This window comes from Mycobacterium sp. BMJ-28 (genome assembly GCF_054404835.1).
Map to the genome: position 1 here is coordinate 328,375 of NZ_CM136783.1, position 14,965 is coordinate 343,339.

14 protein-coding genes are annotated in these 14,965 nt (G+C 68.2%); 13 read left to right on the forward strand and 1 reads right to left on the reverse strand.

All coding sequences use genetic code 11. From position 1 onward, the window contains the following. The first annotated feature begins 64 nt into the window (after nt 1-64). From ACXPWS_RS01620 to ACXPWS_RS01680, 13 genes are all read left to right on the forward strand, one after another. Complete coding sequence (locus ACXPWS_RS01620) at nt 65-1,330, forward strand: aspartate kinase (RefSeq protein ID WP_458710766.1); 1,266 nt, start codon at nt 65-67, stop codon at nt 1,328-1,330. A 66-nt stretch (nt 1,331-1,396) separates the two neighbouring features. After that, entirely contained in the window at nt 1,397-2,431 is a 1,035-nt protein-coding gene (locus tag ACXPWS_RS01625) for an aspartate-semialdehyde dehydrogenase (RefSeq protein WP_458710767.1), read from the forward strand. Nucleotides 2,432-2,507: 76 nt separating this feature from the next. Next, nucleotides 2,508-3,563, forward strand: coding sequence for a DUF4185 domain-containing protein (locus tag ACXPWS_RS01630; protein WP_458710768.1), 1,056 nt, complete (start codon nt 2,508-2,510; stop codon nt 3,561-3,563). A 151-nt stretch (nt 3,564-3,714) separates the two neighbouring features. Then, nucleotides 3,715-6,006 carry a maltose alpha-D-glucosyltransferase gene (treS, locus tag ACXPWS_RS01635; RefSeq protein ID WP_458710769.1) on the forward strand — a complete coding sequence of 764 codons (2,292 nt, stop codon included), beginning with the start codon at nt 3,715-3,717 and terminating at the stop codon, nt 6,004-6,006. Between the two features lie 52 nt (nt 6,007-6,058). Next, on the forward strand, nt 6,059-6,466 hold the full coding sequence (locus tag ACXPWS_RS01640; RefSeq protein WP_458710770.1) for a hypothetical protein: 408 nt from the start codon (nt 6,059-6,061) through the stop codon (nt 6,464-6,466). Nucleotides 6,467-6,551: 85 nt separating this feature from the next. Beyond that, nucleotides 6,552-7,076 (forward strand): hypothetical protein, encoded by a 525-nt coding sequence (locus ACXPWS_RS01645; RefSeq protein WP_458710771.1) that lies wholly within the window; start codon nt 6,552-6,554, stop codon nt 7,074-7,076. Nucleotides 7,077-7,106: 30 nt separating this feature from the next. Continuing rightward, nucleotides 7,107-7,745: a sensor domain-containing protein gene (locus ACXPWS_RS01650; protein ID WP_458710772.1), complete on the forward strand. Its 639-nt coding sequence runs from the start codon at nt 7,107-7,109 to the stop codon at nt 7,743-7,745. 99 nt (nt 7,746-7,844) lie between these two features. After that, nucleotides 7,845-9,092 carry an ergothioneine biosynthesis glutamate--cysteine ligase EgtA gene (egtA, locus tag ACXPWS_RS01655; protein ID WP_458710773.1) on the forward strand — a complete coding sequence of 416 codons (1,248 nt, stop codon included), beginning with the start codon at nt 7,845-7,847 and terminating at the stop codon, nt 9,090-9,092. Beyond that, complete coding sequence (egtB, locus tag ACXPWS_RS01660) at nt 9,089-10,378, forward strand: ergothioneine biosynthesis protein EgtB (RefSeq protein ID WP_458710774.1); 1,290 nt, start codon at nt 9,089-9,091, stop codon at nt 10,376-10,378. The genes egtA and egtB overlap by 4 nt, the downstream gene beginning before the upstream one ends. Next, nucleotides 10,378-11,070: an ergothioneine biosynthesis protein EgtC gene (gene egtC / locus ACXPWS_RS01665; RefSeq protein WP_458710775.1), complete on the forward strand. Its 693-nt coding sequence runs from the start codon at nt 10,378-10,380 to the stop codon at nt 11,068-11,070. The genes egtB and egtC overlap by 1 nt, the downstream gene beginning before the upstream one ends. Next, nucleotides 11,067-12,017 carry an L-histidine N(alpha)-methyltransferase gene (egtD, locus tag ACXPWS_RS01670; protein ID WP_458710776.1) on the forward strand — a complete coding sequence of 317 codons (951 nt, stop codon included), beginning with the start codon at nt 11,067-11,069 and terminating at the stop codon, nt 12,015-12,017. Before egtC ends, egtD begins: the two co-directional genes overlap by 4 nt. Next, nucleotides 12,014-13,093 (forward strand): ergothioneine biosynthesis PLP-dependent enzyme EgtE, encoded by a 1,080-nt coding sequence (gene egtE, locus ACXPWS_RS01675; RefSeq protein ID WP_458710777.1) that lies wholly within the window; start codon nt 12,014-12,016, stop codon nt 13,091-13,093. The genes egtD and egtE overlap by 4 nt, the downstream gene beginning before the upstream one ends. Nucleotides 13,094-13,102: 9 nt before the next feature. After that, the gene (locus tag ACXPWS_RS01680) at nt 13,103-14,254 is read left to right on the forward strand and encodes an acyl-CoA dehydrogenase family protein (RefSeq protein WP_458710778.1); all 1,152 of its coding nucleotides are present in this window, start codon (nt 13,103-13,105) and stop codon (nt 14,252-14,254) included. Nucleotides 14,255-14,282: 28 nt separating this feature from the next. On the opposite strand, the gene ACXPWS_RS01685 is transcribed toward ACXPWS_RS01680, so the two are convergent. Next, nucleotides 14,283-14,951: a class I SAM-dependent methyltransferase gene (locus ACXPWS_RS01685; RefSeq protein WP_458710779.1), complete on the reverse strand. Its 669-nt coding sequence runs from the start codon at nt 14,949-14,951 to the stop codon at nt 14,283-14,285. Nucleotides 14,952-14,965: the final 14 nt, after the last annotated feature.

Sequence of the window (14,965 nt, forward strand, 5' to 3'; positions counted from 1 at the left end):
GTAAAAACCAGCGCGCCGACCCCTTATCCTTGTGGGGACATTCCCGGCGTTGGAGAGGTAAACAGTGGCGCTCGTCGTGCAGAAATACGGCGGATCATCGGTGGCTGACGCCGATCGGATTCGGCGCGTCGCCGAGCGCATCGTGGAAACCAAGAAGGCCGGCCATGACGTGGTCGTCGTCGTCTCCGCGATGGGCGATACCACCGATGACCTGCTGGACCTGGCTCGGCAGGTGTCCCCGGCGCCGCCGGCCCGCGAGATGGACATGCTGCTCACCGCCGGTGAACGCATCTCCAACGCACTGGTCGCCATGGCGATCGAGTCGCTGGGTGCCCAAGCCCGCTCGTTCACCGGTTCACAGGCCGGCGTCGTCACCACCGGTACGCACGGCAACGCCAAGATCATCGACGTCACCCCGACCCGCCTGCGCGAGGCGCTGGACGAGGGCCAGATCGTGCTGGTCGCCGGCTTCCAGGGCGTCAGCCAGGACAGCAAGGACGTCACCACGCTGGGCCGCGGCGGCTCGGACACCACGGCCGTCGCCCTGGCCGCCGCGCTGCACGCCGATGTGTGCGAGATCTACACCGACGTGGACGGTATTTTCACCGCCGACCCGCGCATCGTGCCCAACGCCAAGCATCTGGACACCGTCTCCTTCGAGGAGATGCTGGAGATGGCGGCGTGTGGCGCCAAGGTGCTGATGCTGCGCTGCGTCGAGTACGCCCGCCGATACAACGTGCCGATTCACGTCCGCTCGTCGTACTCGGACAAACCAGGAACCATTGTCAAAGGATCGATCGAGGACATCCCCATGGAAGACGCCATCCTCACCGGAGTCGCACACGACCGCAGCGAGGCCAAGGTCACCGTCGTCGGGCTGCCCGACGTCCCGGGCTACGCGGCCCAGGTGTTCCGCGCCCTCGCCGACGCCGATGTGAACATCGACATGGTGCTGCAGAACATTTCCAAGGTGGAGGACGGTAAGACCGACATCACCTTCACCTGTTCACGGGAGAACGGTCCGGGTGCGGTCGAGAAGCTGACCGCGCTGCGCGAGGAGATCGGTTTCTCCCAGGTGCTCTATGACGATCACATCGGCAAGGTGTCGCTGATCGGCGCGGGTATGCGCAGTCACCCCGGTGTGACCGCGACGTTCTGCGAGGCGCTGGCCGACGCCGGGATCAACATCGACCTGATCTCCACCTCCGAGATCCGGATCTCGGTGCTGATCAAGGACACCGAGCTGGACAAGGCGGTCGGCGCGCTGCACGAGGCCTTCCACCTCGGCGGCGACGAGGAAGCTGTTGTGTACGCCGGGACGGGGATATAGGCCGTGGGGCGAGCGAAGCGACGGGGGAGATAGGCCGTGGGGCGAGCGAAGCGACGGGGGAGATAAATGGTGAACATCGGTGTGGTCGGCGCGACCGGTCAGGTCGGCCAGGTGATGCGGGCCCTGCTCGAGGAGCGGAATTTCCCGAGCACCTCCGTGCGGTTCTTCGCCTCACCCCGCTCCGAGGGCAAGAAGCTGAGTTTCCGCGGGCAGGAGATCGAGGTCGAGAACGCCGAGACGGCCGACCCGTCCGGGCTGGACATCGCGCTGTTCTCCGCCGGCGCGACGATGTCGCGTGTGCAGGCACCACGATTCGCCGCCGCCGGCGCCGTCGTCGTCGACAACTCCTCGGCATGGCGTAAAGACCCCGAGGTCCCGCTGATCGTCAGCGAGGTCAACTTCGAGCGCGATGCGGCGAATCGCCCGAAGGGCATCATCGCCAACCCGAACTGCACCACCATGGCGGCGATGCCGGTGCTGCGGCCATTGCACGACGAGGCCGGCCTGACCCGGTTGATCGTGTCGAGCTACCAGGCGGTCTCGGGCACCGGCCTGGCCGGTGTCGAGGAGCTGGCCACCCAGGCCCGTGCGGTCATCGGTGGCGTCGAGGGACTGGTGCACGACGGCCGCGCGGTCGACTTCCCGGCTCCGGTGAAATACGTTGCGCCCATTGCCTTCAACGTGGTGCCACTGGCCGGCTCGCTGGTCGACGACGGCTCCGGTGAGACCGACGAGGATCAGAAGCTGCGCAACGAGAGCCGCAAGATTCTCGGCATTCCGGAGCTGCTGGTGTCGGGCACCTGCGTGCGGGTACCGGTGTTCACCGGGCACTCGTTGTCGATCAATGCCGAGTTCGCCGAACCCATTTCGGTGCAGCGCGCCCAGGAACTGCTGCGTGACGCGCCGGGGGTGAAGCTGGTAGACGTCCCGACGCCGTTGGCCGCCGCCGGTGCCGACGAGTCGCTGGTCGGCCGGATCCGCCAAGATCCCGGTGTTCCGGGCGGACGCGGGCTGGCGCTCTTCGTCTCCGGCGACAATCTGCGCAAGGGCGCGGCGCTGAACACCATCCAGATCGCCGAACTGCTGGCCGCGCAGCTCTGAGATTTTGCGCCGAAACGGTATTCCAGAAGGAAAAGTGCGAGTAAACGCCTTCTGGAATACCGTTTCGGCGGTTTTGATGCTCGTGTTCGCGCCCACGGCCGGTGCGGACCTCGGGTTGGCGCCGGGTCAGGTGATCCGGCTCGGCCCGGTGGCGGGAACGGGCACCGACACCGGTGATTACGGTATCGGTGCGACCGACCTGTGCGAGTTCATGGAGTTCCCCAGCCGGATGCTGCAGGTGTGTGGGGACAGCTTCGCCGGGCAGGGCGTCGGATTCGGCAACTGGTATTCGCCCGTCGCGCTGCACGTCGACCCGGACTCGATTCTCGACAGTCTGCGCGTCACCGGGGTCACCGGTGTCACCGCGCCGCTGCTGGCCGATCGCCCACCGGCGGGCGCGTCCCAGCTGCCGGCCGGGATCGTGTCGATCAACCGGGACAACTACATGCTGGTCACCACCACCCACAACCTTCGGCCGGCGTCCTCGCGGCTGGTGAAAGCCGATGCGGCACAGCCGAACTGGCCGACGGTGCCGAACTCGCAACGGGACGCCGCATTCGCCGGCGGTGCGCAGTCGCAGATCAGCGGATACTACGATCCCATCCCGACCCCCGATTCGCAGAGTGGCTGGGTGTACATCGTGGCCGACAACTTCGACCGCAGCAGCCCGGTGTTCCTGTACCGCGTCCCGCCGAAGGACTTCACCGACCGCAGTCGCTGGCAGGGGTGGTCGGGTGGGCAGGGCTGGGGACATCCCCCCACACCGTTGTGGGGCGACTCGGCCGGAGAACTCAGTGTGCGCCAGATCGACGGAAAGACCGTGCTGTCGTACTTCAACTCCGGTAACGGCAACATGGAGGTACGCGTCGCCGACGATCCGACCCGGCTGGGTGCCGCGCCGGTCACCACGGTGGTGACAGCCTCACCGTGGCCGGACGCACCGGAGGATCTGCCGGACGCCGATGACAACAGCCTGGCGCAGCCCTACGGCGGCTACATCTCGCCCGCGTCCACCCTGGACGAGCTGCGGGTGTTCGTCAGCCAGTGGCACACGGCCCCGGCGGACAATGCGCCGTACCGGGTGATCCAATTCGCGGTGAACCCGCGCAAGCCTTGGGCGGCAACGGGATAACGTGCCGACCGCGTCGGTCACGGGCATCGCGTAGCATCGAATCGGTACTTGCCCGTCGCCCGCGCAGGTGGTGCGGATGTTTGCGCCGAGCGGCACCCGGCAATACTGCCCATCGGGGCAAATCGGTTGTGCCAGGTGAGGGAGGAGACGGATGTCGTCGCAGGCCGCTGACTCGCCCGAACCCGCAGCCGAAGAGCAGGCCAACGAGCCGGCCGAGATCACCTTCGACGAGTATCTGCACCCGGCCAGGCCGAAGACGCTGCGTTCCAGGCCGCGGGTGCGGACCCCGTTCGTGCGCCGGTCGCTGGCCCAGGACGGCCCGGCCACCGGGGCGAACCCCGCCTACGTGTCCTGGCTGTTGTCGCAGTCGATGCTGTCCGATGCCAACGAGATCAGCCAGCAGTTCTCCGGACAAGGTTCGATGTGGCAGAACCCGTTCGCCCGGCCGAACCCCCGCTCGGCGGTCGACACCGCGTCGGTGTGGTTCACCGCCTACCCGCTGTCGCTGATCACCCGACCCGAAGAGTCCTTCCTCAAGGCGATGGCCGATGAGCAGATGTGGAAAGCCTTCGCCGAGATCGGTATTCAGGCGGTGCACACCGGCCCCGTGAAACGAGCGGGTGGGATCTCCGGCTGGCAGCTGACTCCCAGCGTGGACGGACATTTCGATCGCATCAGCACGCAGATCGACCCGGCCTTCGGGACCGAGGACGAGTTCCGGCAGATGTGCGGCACGGCCAACTGGTACGGCGGCACCATCATCGATGACATCGTGCCCGGCCATACCGGCAAAGGGGCCGACTTCCGGCTCGCCGAGATGAAATACGCCGATTACCCGGGGATCTATCACATGGTGGAGATCGATCCCAGGGACTGGGAGCACCTACCGTCGGTGCCGGCGGGCGTGGACTCGGTGAACGTGGACCCGGCCACCGAGGATTGGCTGGACAAGGCCGGCTACATCATCGGGCGGCTGCAGCGGGTCATCTTCTTCGCCGAGGGCATCAAGGAGACCAACTGGAGCGTCACCCGCCCGATCGTCGGTGTCGACGGTGTGGAGCGTCGCTGGGTGTATCTGCATTACTTCAAGGACGGCCAGCCCTCGATCAACTGGCTCGATCCCAGTTTCGCCGGCATGCGGCTGGTCATCGGTGACGCCCTGCATTCGCTGTCCGATCTCGGCACGGGCGGATTGCGGTTGGACGCCAACGGTTTTCTGGGTGCCGAGAAGTCGACCGAGGACGACGTGGGCTGGTCGGAGGGGCATCCGCTGTCCCAGGCGGCCAACCAGTTCATCGGCAGCATGGTGCGCAAGCTGGGCGGGTTCACCTTCCAGGAACTCAACCTCACCATCGACGACATCCGGGACAACAGCATTGCCGGACCGGACCTGTCCTACGACTTCATCAACCGGCCGGCGTATCAGCACGCGCTGGCCACCGCGGACACCGAGTTCCTGCGCTTGACGTTGCGCACCACCCTGGACACGGACGTGGACCCGGCCTCGCTAGTGCACGCGCTGCAGAACCATGACGAGCTGACCTACGAGCTGGTGCACTGGTCGGCCGGGCACCGCGACGACGTCTACACCTACAAGGGCACCGACGTCACCGGCGAAGAACTCGGGCAGACCGTCCGGGCGGATCTCACCGATGCGCTCACCGGTCCGCAGGCCCCCTACAACCTGGTGTTCACCACGAACGGCATCGCGTGCACGACGGCCACCGTGATCGCCGCGATACTCGGTGTCACCGACCTGGACCAGATCACCGACGCCGGGAGCGAGCGCGGCGACGGGGTCTCACTCGACCGCATCCGGCGTGCCCACCTGCTACTCGCGATGTTCAATGCGCTGCAGCCGGGTGTGTTCGCGCTGTCGGGATGGGATCTGTGCGGAATGCTGACGCTTCCGGCCACCGAGGTGGGCGAATTGATGCGCGGCGGGGACACCCGCTGGATCCACCGTGCTGCCCACGATCTGATGGGCGTCAACGCCGAAGCCACCCACTCGAGTGCCGGGATGCCGCGAGGGACCAGCCTGTACGGATCGATACCGGACCAGCTCGCCGACGAGAGCAGCTTCGTACGCCAGTTGCAGGCCATTCTGCGGGTCCGCACCCATTTCGGCATCGCCACCAGCCGTCAGATCGACATCCCCGAGGTGTCCCATCGCGGCATGCTGGTGATGGTGCACCAGCTCGACGATCCGCGCCAACTTCAGCTGACGGTGCTCAATTTCGCCAACGAGGAGATTGCCGGAACCGTGCGTTCCGAGCACCTGCCTCCGCGTGCGGTGGTGTCGGACATGTTCAGCGGCAAGGTCATCGGCGTCGTCGACGACCTGCACAGCTTCGCCGCCGAGATGCCGGCACACCATGGGATGTCACTGCTGGTGGAAGCCGAGCCCGACGAGGACCCGCAGGCAGTGCCGGCTCACAGCTGATTCATATTGCGGAGCTATCTGGCTCATGCCGCGGGTCGGCATCATGGGAAGCATGAGTGATGAAGCAGAGACCCCCACCACCCCCGTCGCCCCGGTGGCCGCCGTGCCGCCGGCGGAGCCGGCGGTCGTAGCACCGAAACGCCCCAACCGGCTGTTCCAGGCCACCGCCTGGGTCGGCATCGCGGCCGGGGTGACGTTCATCTTCGCCGTGGTGTTCTTCTCCGGGTTCTACCTGGGTAAGAGCTCCGACGGCGGCCATCGTGGCGGTCCGCACCACGAGACGGGCATGTTCCACCGGGAGGGCCCGCCGATGGGGCCACCGCACATCTTCTTCCCGGGCGGTCCGGGAGGGCCGGGCGAGCGCGGTGACTTCCCCGGCGGGCCGGGCGGGCAGCAGGGCCCCGGCGGACCCGGCGCGCAGCAGGGTCCCGGCGGGCCGAACTCCGCGCCACGCCCCTGAGACCTTAAGAGGACGGTCACGGGGCTCTGAGGAATTGCCGTGACCGCTTGGCAGCAGTGGCTCACTCGTGAGAGTGTCGCTAACCATGACACGCCGGCCATCGCCTACCGCGCTGATGGTCGGCGTTGTGGTATTGGCGACCATCCTGTCCTCGTGCGGATTCCGTGGCCGGCCCGCCGATGTCGCCACGTCGACGATCTTCACCGTCGGAGACTGCGTGCAGATCCCGTCCGCGACCCCGCAAGCTCCGGCCCGCGCCGACAAGTCCCCGTGCACCGCCGATCCGAGCTACACCGTCGGCGCCACCGCGGACGCCAACGGCAACTGCCCGAGCAACGAATACCAGCACCTGTCAACGCAGTTGGCCGAACCCGGCACGGCGCGGCTCTGCCTGGTGCCCAATCTCGTTGCCCAGCACTGCTACACGATGGAAATGCCGATCGGCGTGGTGCAGAAGGCCGATTGCGCCGAACGCGGCTCCGCGCTGATCGTGCAGATCACCCAGCGACTGGACATCCGTGATCAGTCCGCCTGTCCCGCGGTCGCCGGCTCCTACGCGTGGCCGTATCCCGCGCCGGCCCGCACCTACTGCACCCAGACGCTTTTCTAGGACGGTCAGGGCCCTGGCATGATCGATGCCATGCGCCTGACAGCAGCCGCGGCCGGTGTGTGCATGGCGGTCACTCTGGCCGGCCCCGCGTGGGCCAAGCCGTCCGATCCCGGGGTGGTGAACTACGCGGTGCTGCCCAAGGGTTCGGTGGCCAACATCGTCGGCGCACCGCTGGGGTGGGCAGCCGAATTCACCGATCCCGTCCAGGCCTTCTCCGTCGACACCCCGGTGTGCAACAACTGGGCCGATATCGGTCTGCCCGAGGTGTACAACGACCCCGACCTCGCGTCGTTCAACAGCGCGCTGGCCCAGACGTCGGCCACCGATACCACCCACCTGGTCAAGCAGGCCGTCGGTGTGTTCGCCACCAACGACGCGGCCACCCGTGCGCTGCGCCGGATCACCGACCGCACGGCCGGGTGCTCGGGCCAGACCAGCGCGATGCATCTGAACGACGGCGCCACCGAGGTGTGGACCTTCACCGGCGGACCGGCCATGCCCAACGACGTGGTGTGGATCAAGCAGGAGGCGGACACCGACCGGCGGTGTTTCACCCAGACCAGACTGCGCGAAAATGTTTTGCTGCAGGCAAAGGTCTGCCAATCTGGAAACGGTGGACCCGCGGTCAACGTGCTGGCCGGTGCGATGCAGAACTCGCTGGGGCAGTAGCTGTCGGCAAAAGCTCTGGGAATATGTCAGACCGGTCTGGAAGATAGACAGGGAAGAACAACCCCTTAGCGTCCAGACCACTGGGGAGGAATGGCACGCATGACCACCGCAGCGTGGGATGTCGACTGCACATCCGGGGTCATGGCCGCGCGGATCGCCGAGGACTGTCTGCGTGACGGCCCCATCGGCACGGTCGGACTGGAACTCGAAGCGCACTGTTACGACGTCGAGAACCCATCTCGCAGACCGGGCTGGGGCGAGATCGCCGACGCCATCGACACGGTGCCCGCATTACCCGGTGGCAGTGCGATCACCGTGGAGCCCGGCGGCGCCGTCGAACTGTCCGGCCCGCCCGCGGCCGATATCTCGACCGCGATCGCGACGATGACAGCCGATCGCGAGGTGTTGCGCAGCGCGTTCGCCGCCCGCGGGCTCGGCCTGGTGCTGCTGGGCACCGATCCGCTGCGCCCGGCCCAGCGGATCCACCCCGGGTCCCGGTACCGGGCCATGGAGCGGTTCTTCGCGCGGTCGGGCACCGCCGGGGCCGAGATGATGACGTCGACGGCGTCGGTGCAGGTGAACATCGAGGCAGGTCCGCGCGCCGGCTGGGCGGACCGGGTCCGGCTGGCGCACGCACTGGGTCCGGTGATGATCGCGCTGTCGGCCAATTCCCCCCTGCTCGGCGGACAGTTCACCGGCTGGCGCAGTACCAGGCAGCGGGTCTGGGGACAGATCGACGCCGCGCGCTGCGGCCCGGTGCTCGGCCGCGACAGCGACGAACCCGGGGTGGACTGGGCGCGCTACGCCCTGCGCGCGCCGGTGATGCTGGTGCGCACCTCCGAAGCGGACGCCGAAGCGGCTGCGGAGTGGATGACCTTCGCCGATTGGGCCGACGGCCGGGCCACCCTGGGCGGGCGCCGGCCCACCGACGACGACCTGGACTATCACCTGACCACCCTGTTCCCGCCGGTGCGGCCGCGGCGTTGGTTGGAGATCCGCTATCTGGACAGCCTGCCCGACGAAGTCTGGCCGGCCGTGGTGTTCACGCTGGTCACCCTGATGGACAACCCGGCGGCCGCGCAGGTCGCCGCAGCAGCGACAGAATCCGTCGCCACCGAATGGGATCTGGCCGCCCGCGTCGGTCTGGCCGACCCGCGGCTGCGGGCCGCGGCGGTGCGCTGCGTGGCCACCGCCGCCGAGCATGCTCCCGCTGCGCTGGCCGGGCCGATGGATACCTTGCTGCGCAATGCGACGGCCGGGCGATCTGCCGCCGACGACTTCTCCGACCGGGTACTCGCGGACGGGATCCCTTCTGTGCTCGGACAATTGGCGAAGGGACGGGAGTGACCGCACCGGACGTGCTGGCCGCAGAGTTGACGCGGGCCAGGGAACGCACCTTGGCGCTGGTCGATTTCGACGACGCCGAACTGCATCGCCAGTACGACCCGTTGATGAGCCCGCTGGTGTGGGATCTCGCGCATATCGGCCAGCAGGAGGAACTGTGGCTGCTGCGTGACGGCGACCCGGACCGGCCAGGCATGCTGCCCCCGGCCGTCGAGCAGCTGTACGACGCGTTCGTGCATTCCCGGGCCAGCCGGGTGCAGCTTCCGCTGCTGCCGCCCACCGACGCGCGAGCCTACTGCCGCACCGTGCGTGACCGCGCGCTGGATGCACTCGCCGGCGCGCGCACCCAGGACCAGCTGTTCCGGTTCGGTCTGGTGGTATCGCACGAGAATCAGCACGACGAGACGATGCTGCAGGCGCTGAACCTGCGCCGCGGTACGCCCATCCTCGGCACCGGTGTGCCGCTGCCGGCCGGGCGCCCCGGCGTGGCAGGTACGTCCGTGCCGGTGCCGGCGGGACCGTTCACGCTGGGCGTCGACGCTGTTGACGAACCGTACTCACTGGACAACGAACGCCCCGCCCACACGGTGCACGTCGATGCGTTCCGGATCGGCCGGGTGCCGGTCACCAACGCGCAGTGGCGCGACTTCATCGACGACGGTGGATATCGGCAGCCGCGCTGGTGGTCTCCGCGCGGGTGGGAGCACCGCGAGCGGGCCGGCCTGGTGGCGCCGCTGTCCTGGAACGGCGAGGGCACGCGCACCCGGTTCGGTCACGTCGAAGAGATCCCCGCGGATGAACCCGTGCAGCATGTGACCTTCTTCGAGGCCGAGGCGTACGCGGCCTGGGCCGGGGCGCGGCTACCCACCGAGATCGAGTGGGAGAAGGCCTGCGCCTGGGACCCCGAACTCGGTACGCGACGGCGATTCCCTTGGGGGGCAGCCGAACCCGGCCCAGAGCTGGTCAACCTCGGTGGTGACGCCATGCGCCCGGCACCGGTGGGGGCCTACCCCGCCGGTGCATCGGCCTACGGGGCCGAACAAATGCTGGGCGACGTATGGGAGTGGACCACCTCCCCGCTGCGACCATGGCCGGGCTTCACGCCGATGATCTACGACCGGTACAGCGAGCCATTCTTCGAAGCCCCCGGCACGGGCGACTACCGGGTGCTGCGCGGCGGCTCGTGGGCGGTGGCCCCGGGCATCGTGCGGCCGAGCTTCCGCAACTGGGACCACCCGATTCGGCGGCAGATCTTCTCCGGGGTGCGACTGGCCTGGGACGCCCACTGATGTGCCGGCACCTGGGTTGGTTGGGGGCCCCCGTGACGCTGGCGTCGCTGATGCTGGAGCCTCCTGCAGGTCTTCTGGTGCAGTCCTATTCACCACGAAGGCAGAAACACGGACGGCTGAACGCCGACGGCTGGGGCGCCGGCTTCACCACCGAGGCGGGCGTGCACCGTTGGCGCAGCGACAAACCGTTGTGGGGGGACGCTTCTTTCGCGTCGGTGGGCCCGGTGCTGCGCAGCGCATGTGTCGTGGCCGCCGTGCGGTCGGCCACCGTCGGGATGCCCATCGAACCGTCGGCATCCGCACCCTTCACCGACGGCACCTGGCTGCTGTCCCACAACGGAATAGTCGACCGCGCGGTGCTGCCGCCGGCCCGCGACGCCGAATCCACCGTGGACAGTGCGGTGCTGGCCGCGCACATCTTCGACCGCGGACTGGACGCCCTCGGTGACACCATCGCCGAAGTGGGGGCAGCGGACCCCGGTGCGCGGTTGAACATCATGGCAGCAGACGGGTCCCAGCTGCTGGCCACCACCTGGGGTGACACCTTGTCGATGCTGGTCCGCGCCGATGGCGTGGTACTCGCCAGCGAACCCTATGACGACGACCCGGCCTGGCGTGACATCCCCGACCGCCACCTCGCACGGGTGGCGGGCGGCGACGTCACCCTCACCCCGCTGAAAGGATTGCCATGACCACCGGCTTGAGCACGGATCTGGCCAACTCGCTGCGTCGCGACGTCTCGGAAGGTCTGCAAAAGAACCCGAAGACGTTGCCGCCCAAATGGTTCTACGACAGTGTGGGCAGCGACCTGTTCGACCGGATCACCCGGTTGCCGGAGTACTATCCGACCCGCGCCGAGGCGTCGATCCTGCGGGACCGCGCATCCGAGATCGCGGCGGCCTCCGGCGCCGACACGTTGGTGGAACTGGGCAGCGGCACCTCGGAGAAGACCAGGCTGCTGCTCGATGCCTGGCGGGAGCGCGGCGTGCTGCGCCGATTCATCCCGTTCGACGTGGATCCGAGTGTGCTGCGCGACGCGGCCGCCGCGCTGCGCGACGAATATCCCGGTATCGAGATCGACACCGTCTGTGGGGATTTCGAACAGGACCTCGGTGACATACCGCAGCTGGGTCGCCGGCTGGTGGTGTTCCTGGGCTCCACCATCGGGAACTTCACCGCCGAGCCGCGCGCGAGTTTCCTTTCCGCACTGGCGGATACGCTGCGGCCGGGAGATGCACTGCTGCTGGGAACCGACCTGGTCAAGGACACCGGCCGGTTGGTGCGGGCCTACGACGACAGCGCCGGGGTGACCGCCGCGTTCAACCGCAACGTGCTGGCCGTGGTGAACCGGGAACTCGACGCCGATTTCGATCTGGCCGCCTTCGGCCACGTCGCGAAGTGGAATCCCGACCAGGAACGCATCGAGATGTGGCTGAAATCTCTTCGAGCCCAACGCGTACGGGTCAACGCACTGGATCTCACGGCGGACTTCGCGGCCGGCGAGGAGATGCTGACCGAGGTGTCCTGCAAGTTCCGGCCCGAGGGCGTGGCCGCCGAACTGGCGGCCGCCGGGCTGCGCCGCACGCACTGGTGGACCGACCCGGCCGGTGACTTCGGGCTGTCGCTGGCGGTCAGGTGAGCCTCGCGGACGATTGGCGGGCCGCCCGGCCCGCCGTCGCGGGACTGCACCTGGACAACGCGGCGTGTTCCAGGCAGAGCAACGCCGTGATCGACGCCGCGGCGACGCATGCTCGTCACGAAGCCGAGGTCGGCGGATACGTGGCCGCGGAGGCGGCCACGCCGGTACTGGACGCCGGCCGGGACGCGATCCGCGCACTCGCCGGAATTCCGGATGCCGAGGTCGTTTTCACGACGGGTTCCAATCATGCCCTTGATCTGCTGCTGAGCAGCTGGGCCGGCGCGCGGACGCTGGCCTGCCCGCCCGGTGAGTACGGACCCAACCTCGCCATCATGGCGGCCAACGACTTCCAGGTGCGCCCGCTTCCGGTCGACCCGCTGGGACGGCTGGTGGTCGACGAGGCCGCCGCGGTGCTGCGCGCCGATCCACCCGCGGTGGTGCACCTGACCGCACTGGGCAGCCACCGTGGCGTCGCGCAGCCGGCCGCGGAGTTGGCCGCGGTGTGCCGCGACCTCGGGGTGCCGCTGGTGATCGACGCGGCGCAGGCACTCGGCCACCTGGACTGTGCGGTGGGGGCGGACGTGCTGTACTCCTCGTCGCGCAAGTGGTTGGCCGGCCCGCGCGGCGTCGGGGTGCTGGCGTTGCGGACCGAGTTCGCCGCGGGCCTGGCGCCGCGGCTGGCACCGCTGGAGAGCGGTGAGGCCAATATCGCCGCCCGCGTCGGCTACGCGCTGGCCGTCGGCGAGCATCTGTCCGCCGGGCCGTCAGCGGTGCGGACCCGGCTGGCCGAGGTGGGGCAGTGGACGCGCGCCGCGCTGGCCGACGTTGCGGGCTGGCGCGTCGTCGAACCCACCACCGAGCCGACGGCGCTGACCACCCTGGAGCCCACCGGTGACGCGGTGCCGGCGCAGGTTCGGGCCCGGTTGATCACCGAGCACCGTGTCGTCACCACCGCATGCGAACTCGTGCGTGCGCCATACGAACTCGCGCGTCCCGTGCTGCGGGTGTCCCCGCACGTCGATGTCACCGAAGCCGAGTTGGAGCGGTTCACCGAGGCGCTGGTGGCGTGTAGCTAGGGTGAGCGGGTGCGCACGCTCAACGACGAAGAGGCATACCTGGTCGCGACGGTGCGGGCCTTCATCGATCGTGACGTGAAGCCCACGGTGCGCGAGGTCGAGCATTCGGGTGAGTATCCCGAGCGCTGGATCGAGCAGATGAAGCAGATCGGGATCTACGGGTTGGCGGTGCCCGAGGCCTTCGGTGGCAGTCCGGTGTCGATGCCCTGTTATGCGCAGGTGACCCAGGAGTTGGCGCGGGGCTGGATGAGCCTGGCCGGGGCGATGGGCGGGCACACCGTGGTGGCCAAACTGCTCACGTTGTTCGGCACCGAGGAGCAGAAGCAGACCTATCTGCCGAGGATGGCCACGGGCGAGGTGCGCGCGACGATGGCCTTGACCGAGCCCGGCGGCGGTTCGGATCTGCAGGCCATGACCACGGTCGCGAAAACCGACGGTGCGGAGTTGGTGATCACCGGGGCCAAGACCTGGATCTCCAATGCGCGGCGTTCGGATCTGATCGCGCTGCTGTGTAAAACGGACCCGAGCGCGGTTCCCCAGCACAAGGGCATCTCGATCGTGCTGGCCGAACACGGGCCGGGCCTGACGGTGTCGCGGGATCTGCCCAAGCTCGGGTACAAGGGGGTGGAGTCCTGCGAGTTGGCCTTCGACGACTACCGCATCGCGGCGTCAGCGATCCTGGGTGCCACGCCGGGTCAGGGGTTCGGGCAGATGATGAAGGGGCTGGAGACCGGGCGCATCCAGGTGGCCGCGCGTGCGCTCGGGGTGGCGACGGCCGCGTTGGAGGATTCGCTGGCTTATGCCCAGCAGCGCGAGAGTTTCGGCAAGCCGATCTGGCGCCATCAGTCGATCGGCAATTACCTGGCCGATATGGCCACCAAGCTGACCGCAGCGCGCCAGCTCACCTGGTATGCCGCCGAGAAATACGACAGCGGACAGCGCTGCGACATGGAAGCCGGGATGGCCAAGCTGTTCGCCTCCGAGACCGCCATGGAGATCGCGCTGAACGCGGTGCGTATCCACGGCGGTTACGGCTACTCCACCGAATACGACGTCGAACGCTACTTCCGCGACGCCCCACTGATGATCGTCGGCGAAGGCACCAACGAGATCCAACGCAACGTCATCGCCGCCCAACTGGTGTCCCGCGGCGGCCTGTGACCGCTACCCGGTGGGCTCACTCGTGGGCTTACTTGTGGGCACTGAGCAGGAACGCCGGGAATTTCACCCGGCCCTTCTCGTCGCGGTCGAACGGGATGTCGGCCGGCATGTTCGGCATGACCATCGCGTTCGCGTGGATGAAGGCCGGCCGGATCGCATCGACGGTCCAGTACTCGGACACCGCGGCCCGCAGTTCGTCCTCGTCGACCTCGTGCGGCTTCTGCTCCAGCTCGGCCGGGAACGCGCCCTTGGCGAACACCAGCACGAAGTACGACGCCCCCGGTGCCGCCGCCCGGTGCACCGCCTGCAGGTACCCGTCGCGTCCCTCGATCGGCAGCGAATGGAACAGCGTCGAATCGATGACCGTGCTGAACCGGCCGTCGTAGCCGGTGAACGAGGTGATATCCGCCTGAGCGAAGGCCGCCGTGTTCAGGTTCCGTTCCTGGGCTGCCCGATTGGCCGCGGCGATGGCGGTCGGCGAAATATCCAGGCCGACGACGGTGTAGCCCTGGGCCGCCAGTGACAGCGACAACTCGGCGTGCCCACAGCCGGCGTCGAGCACGTCGCTGCGGACGTTTCCGGCCGCGATGAGGGCGGCGAGTTCGGGCTGCGGCTCACCGATATTCCATGGTGGCGGACCCTGGAAGGTGCCGTCCTGCCGGTACGCGCCGTCCCAGTCCAAAACCTCAGATGTCATGGCATCCAACGTAC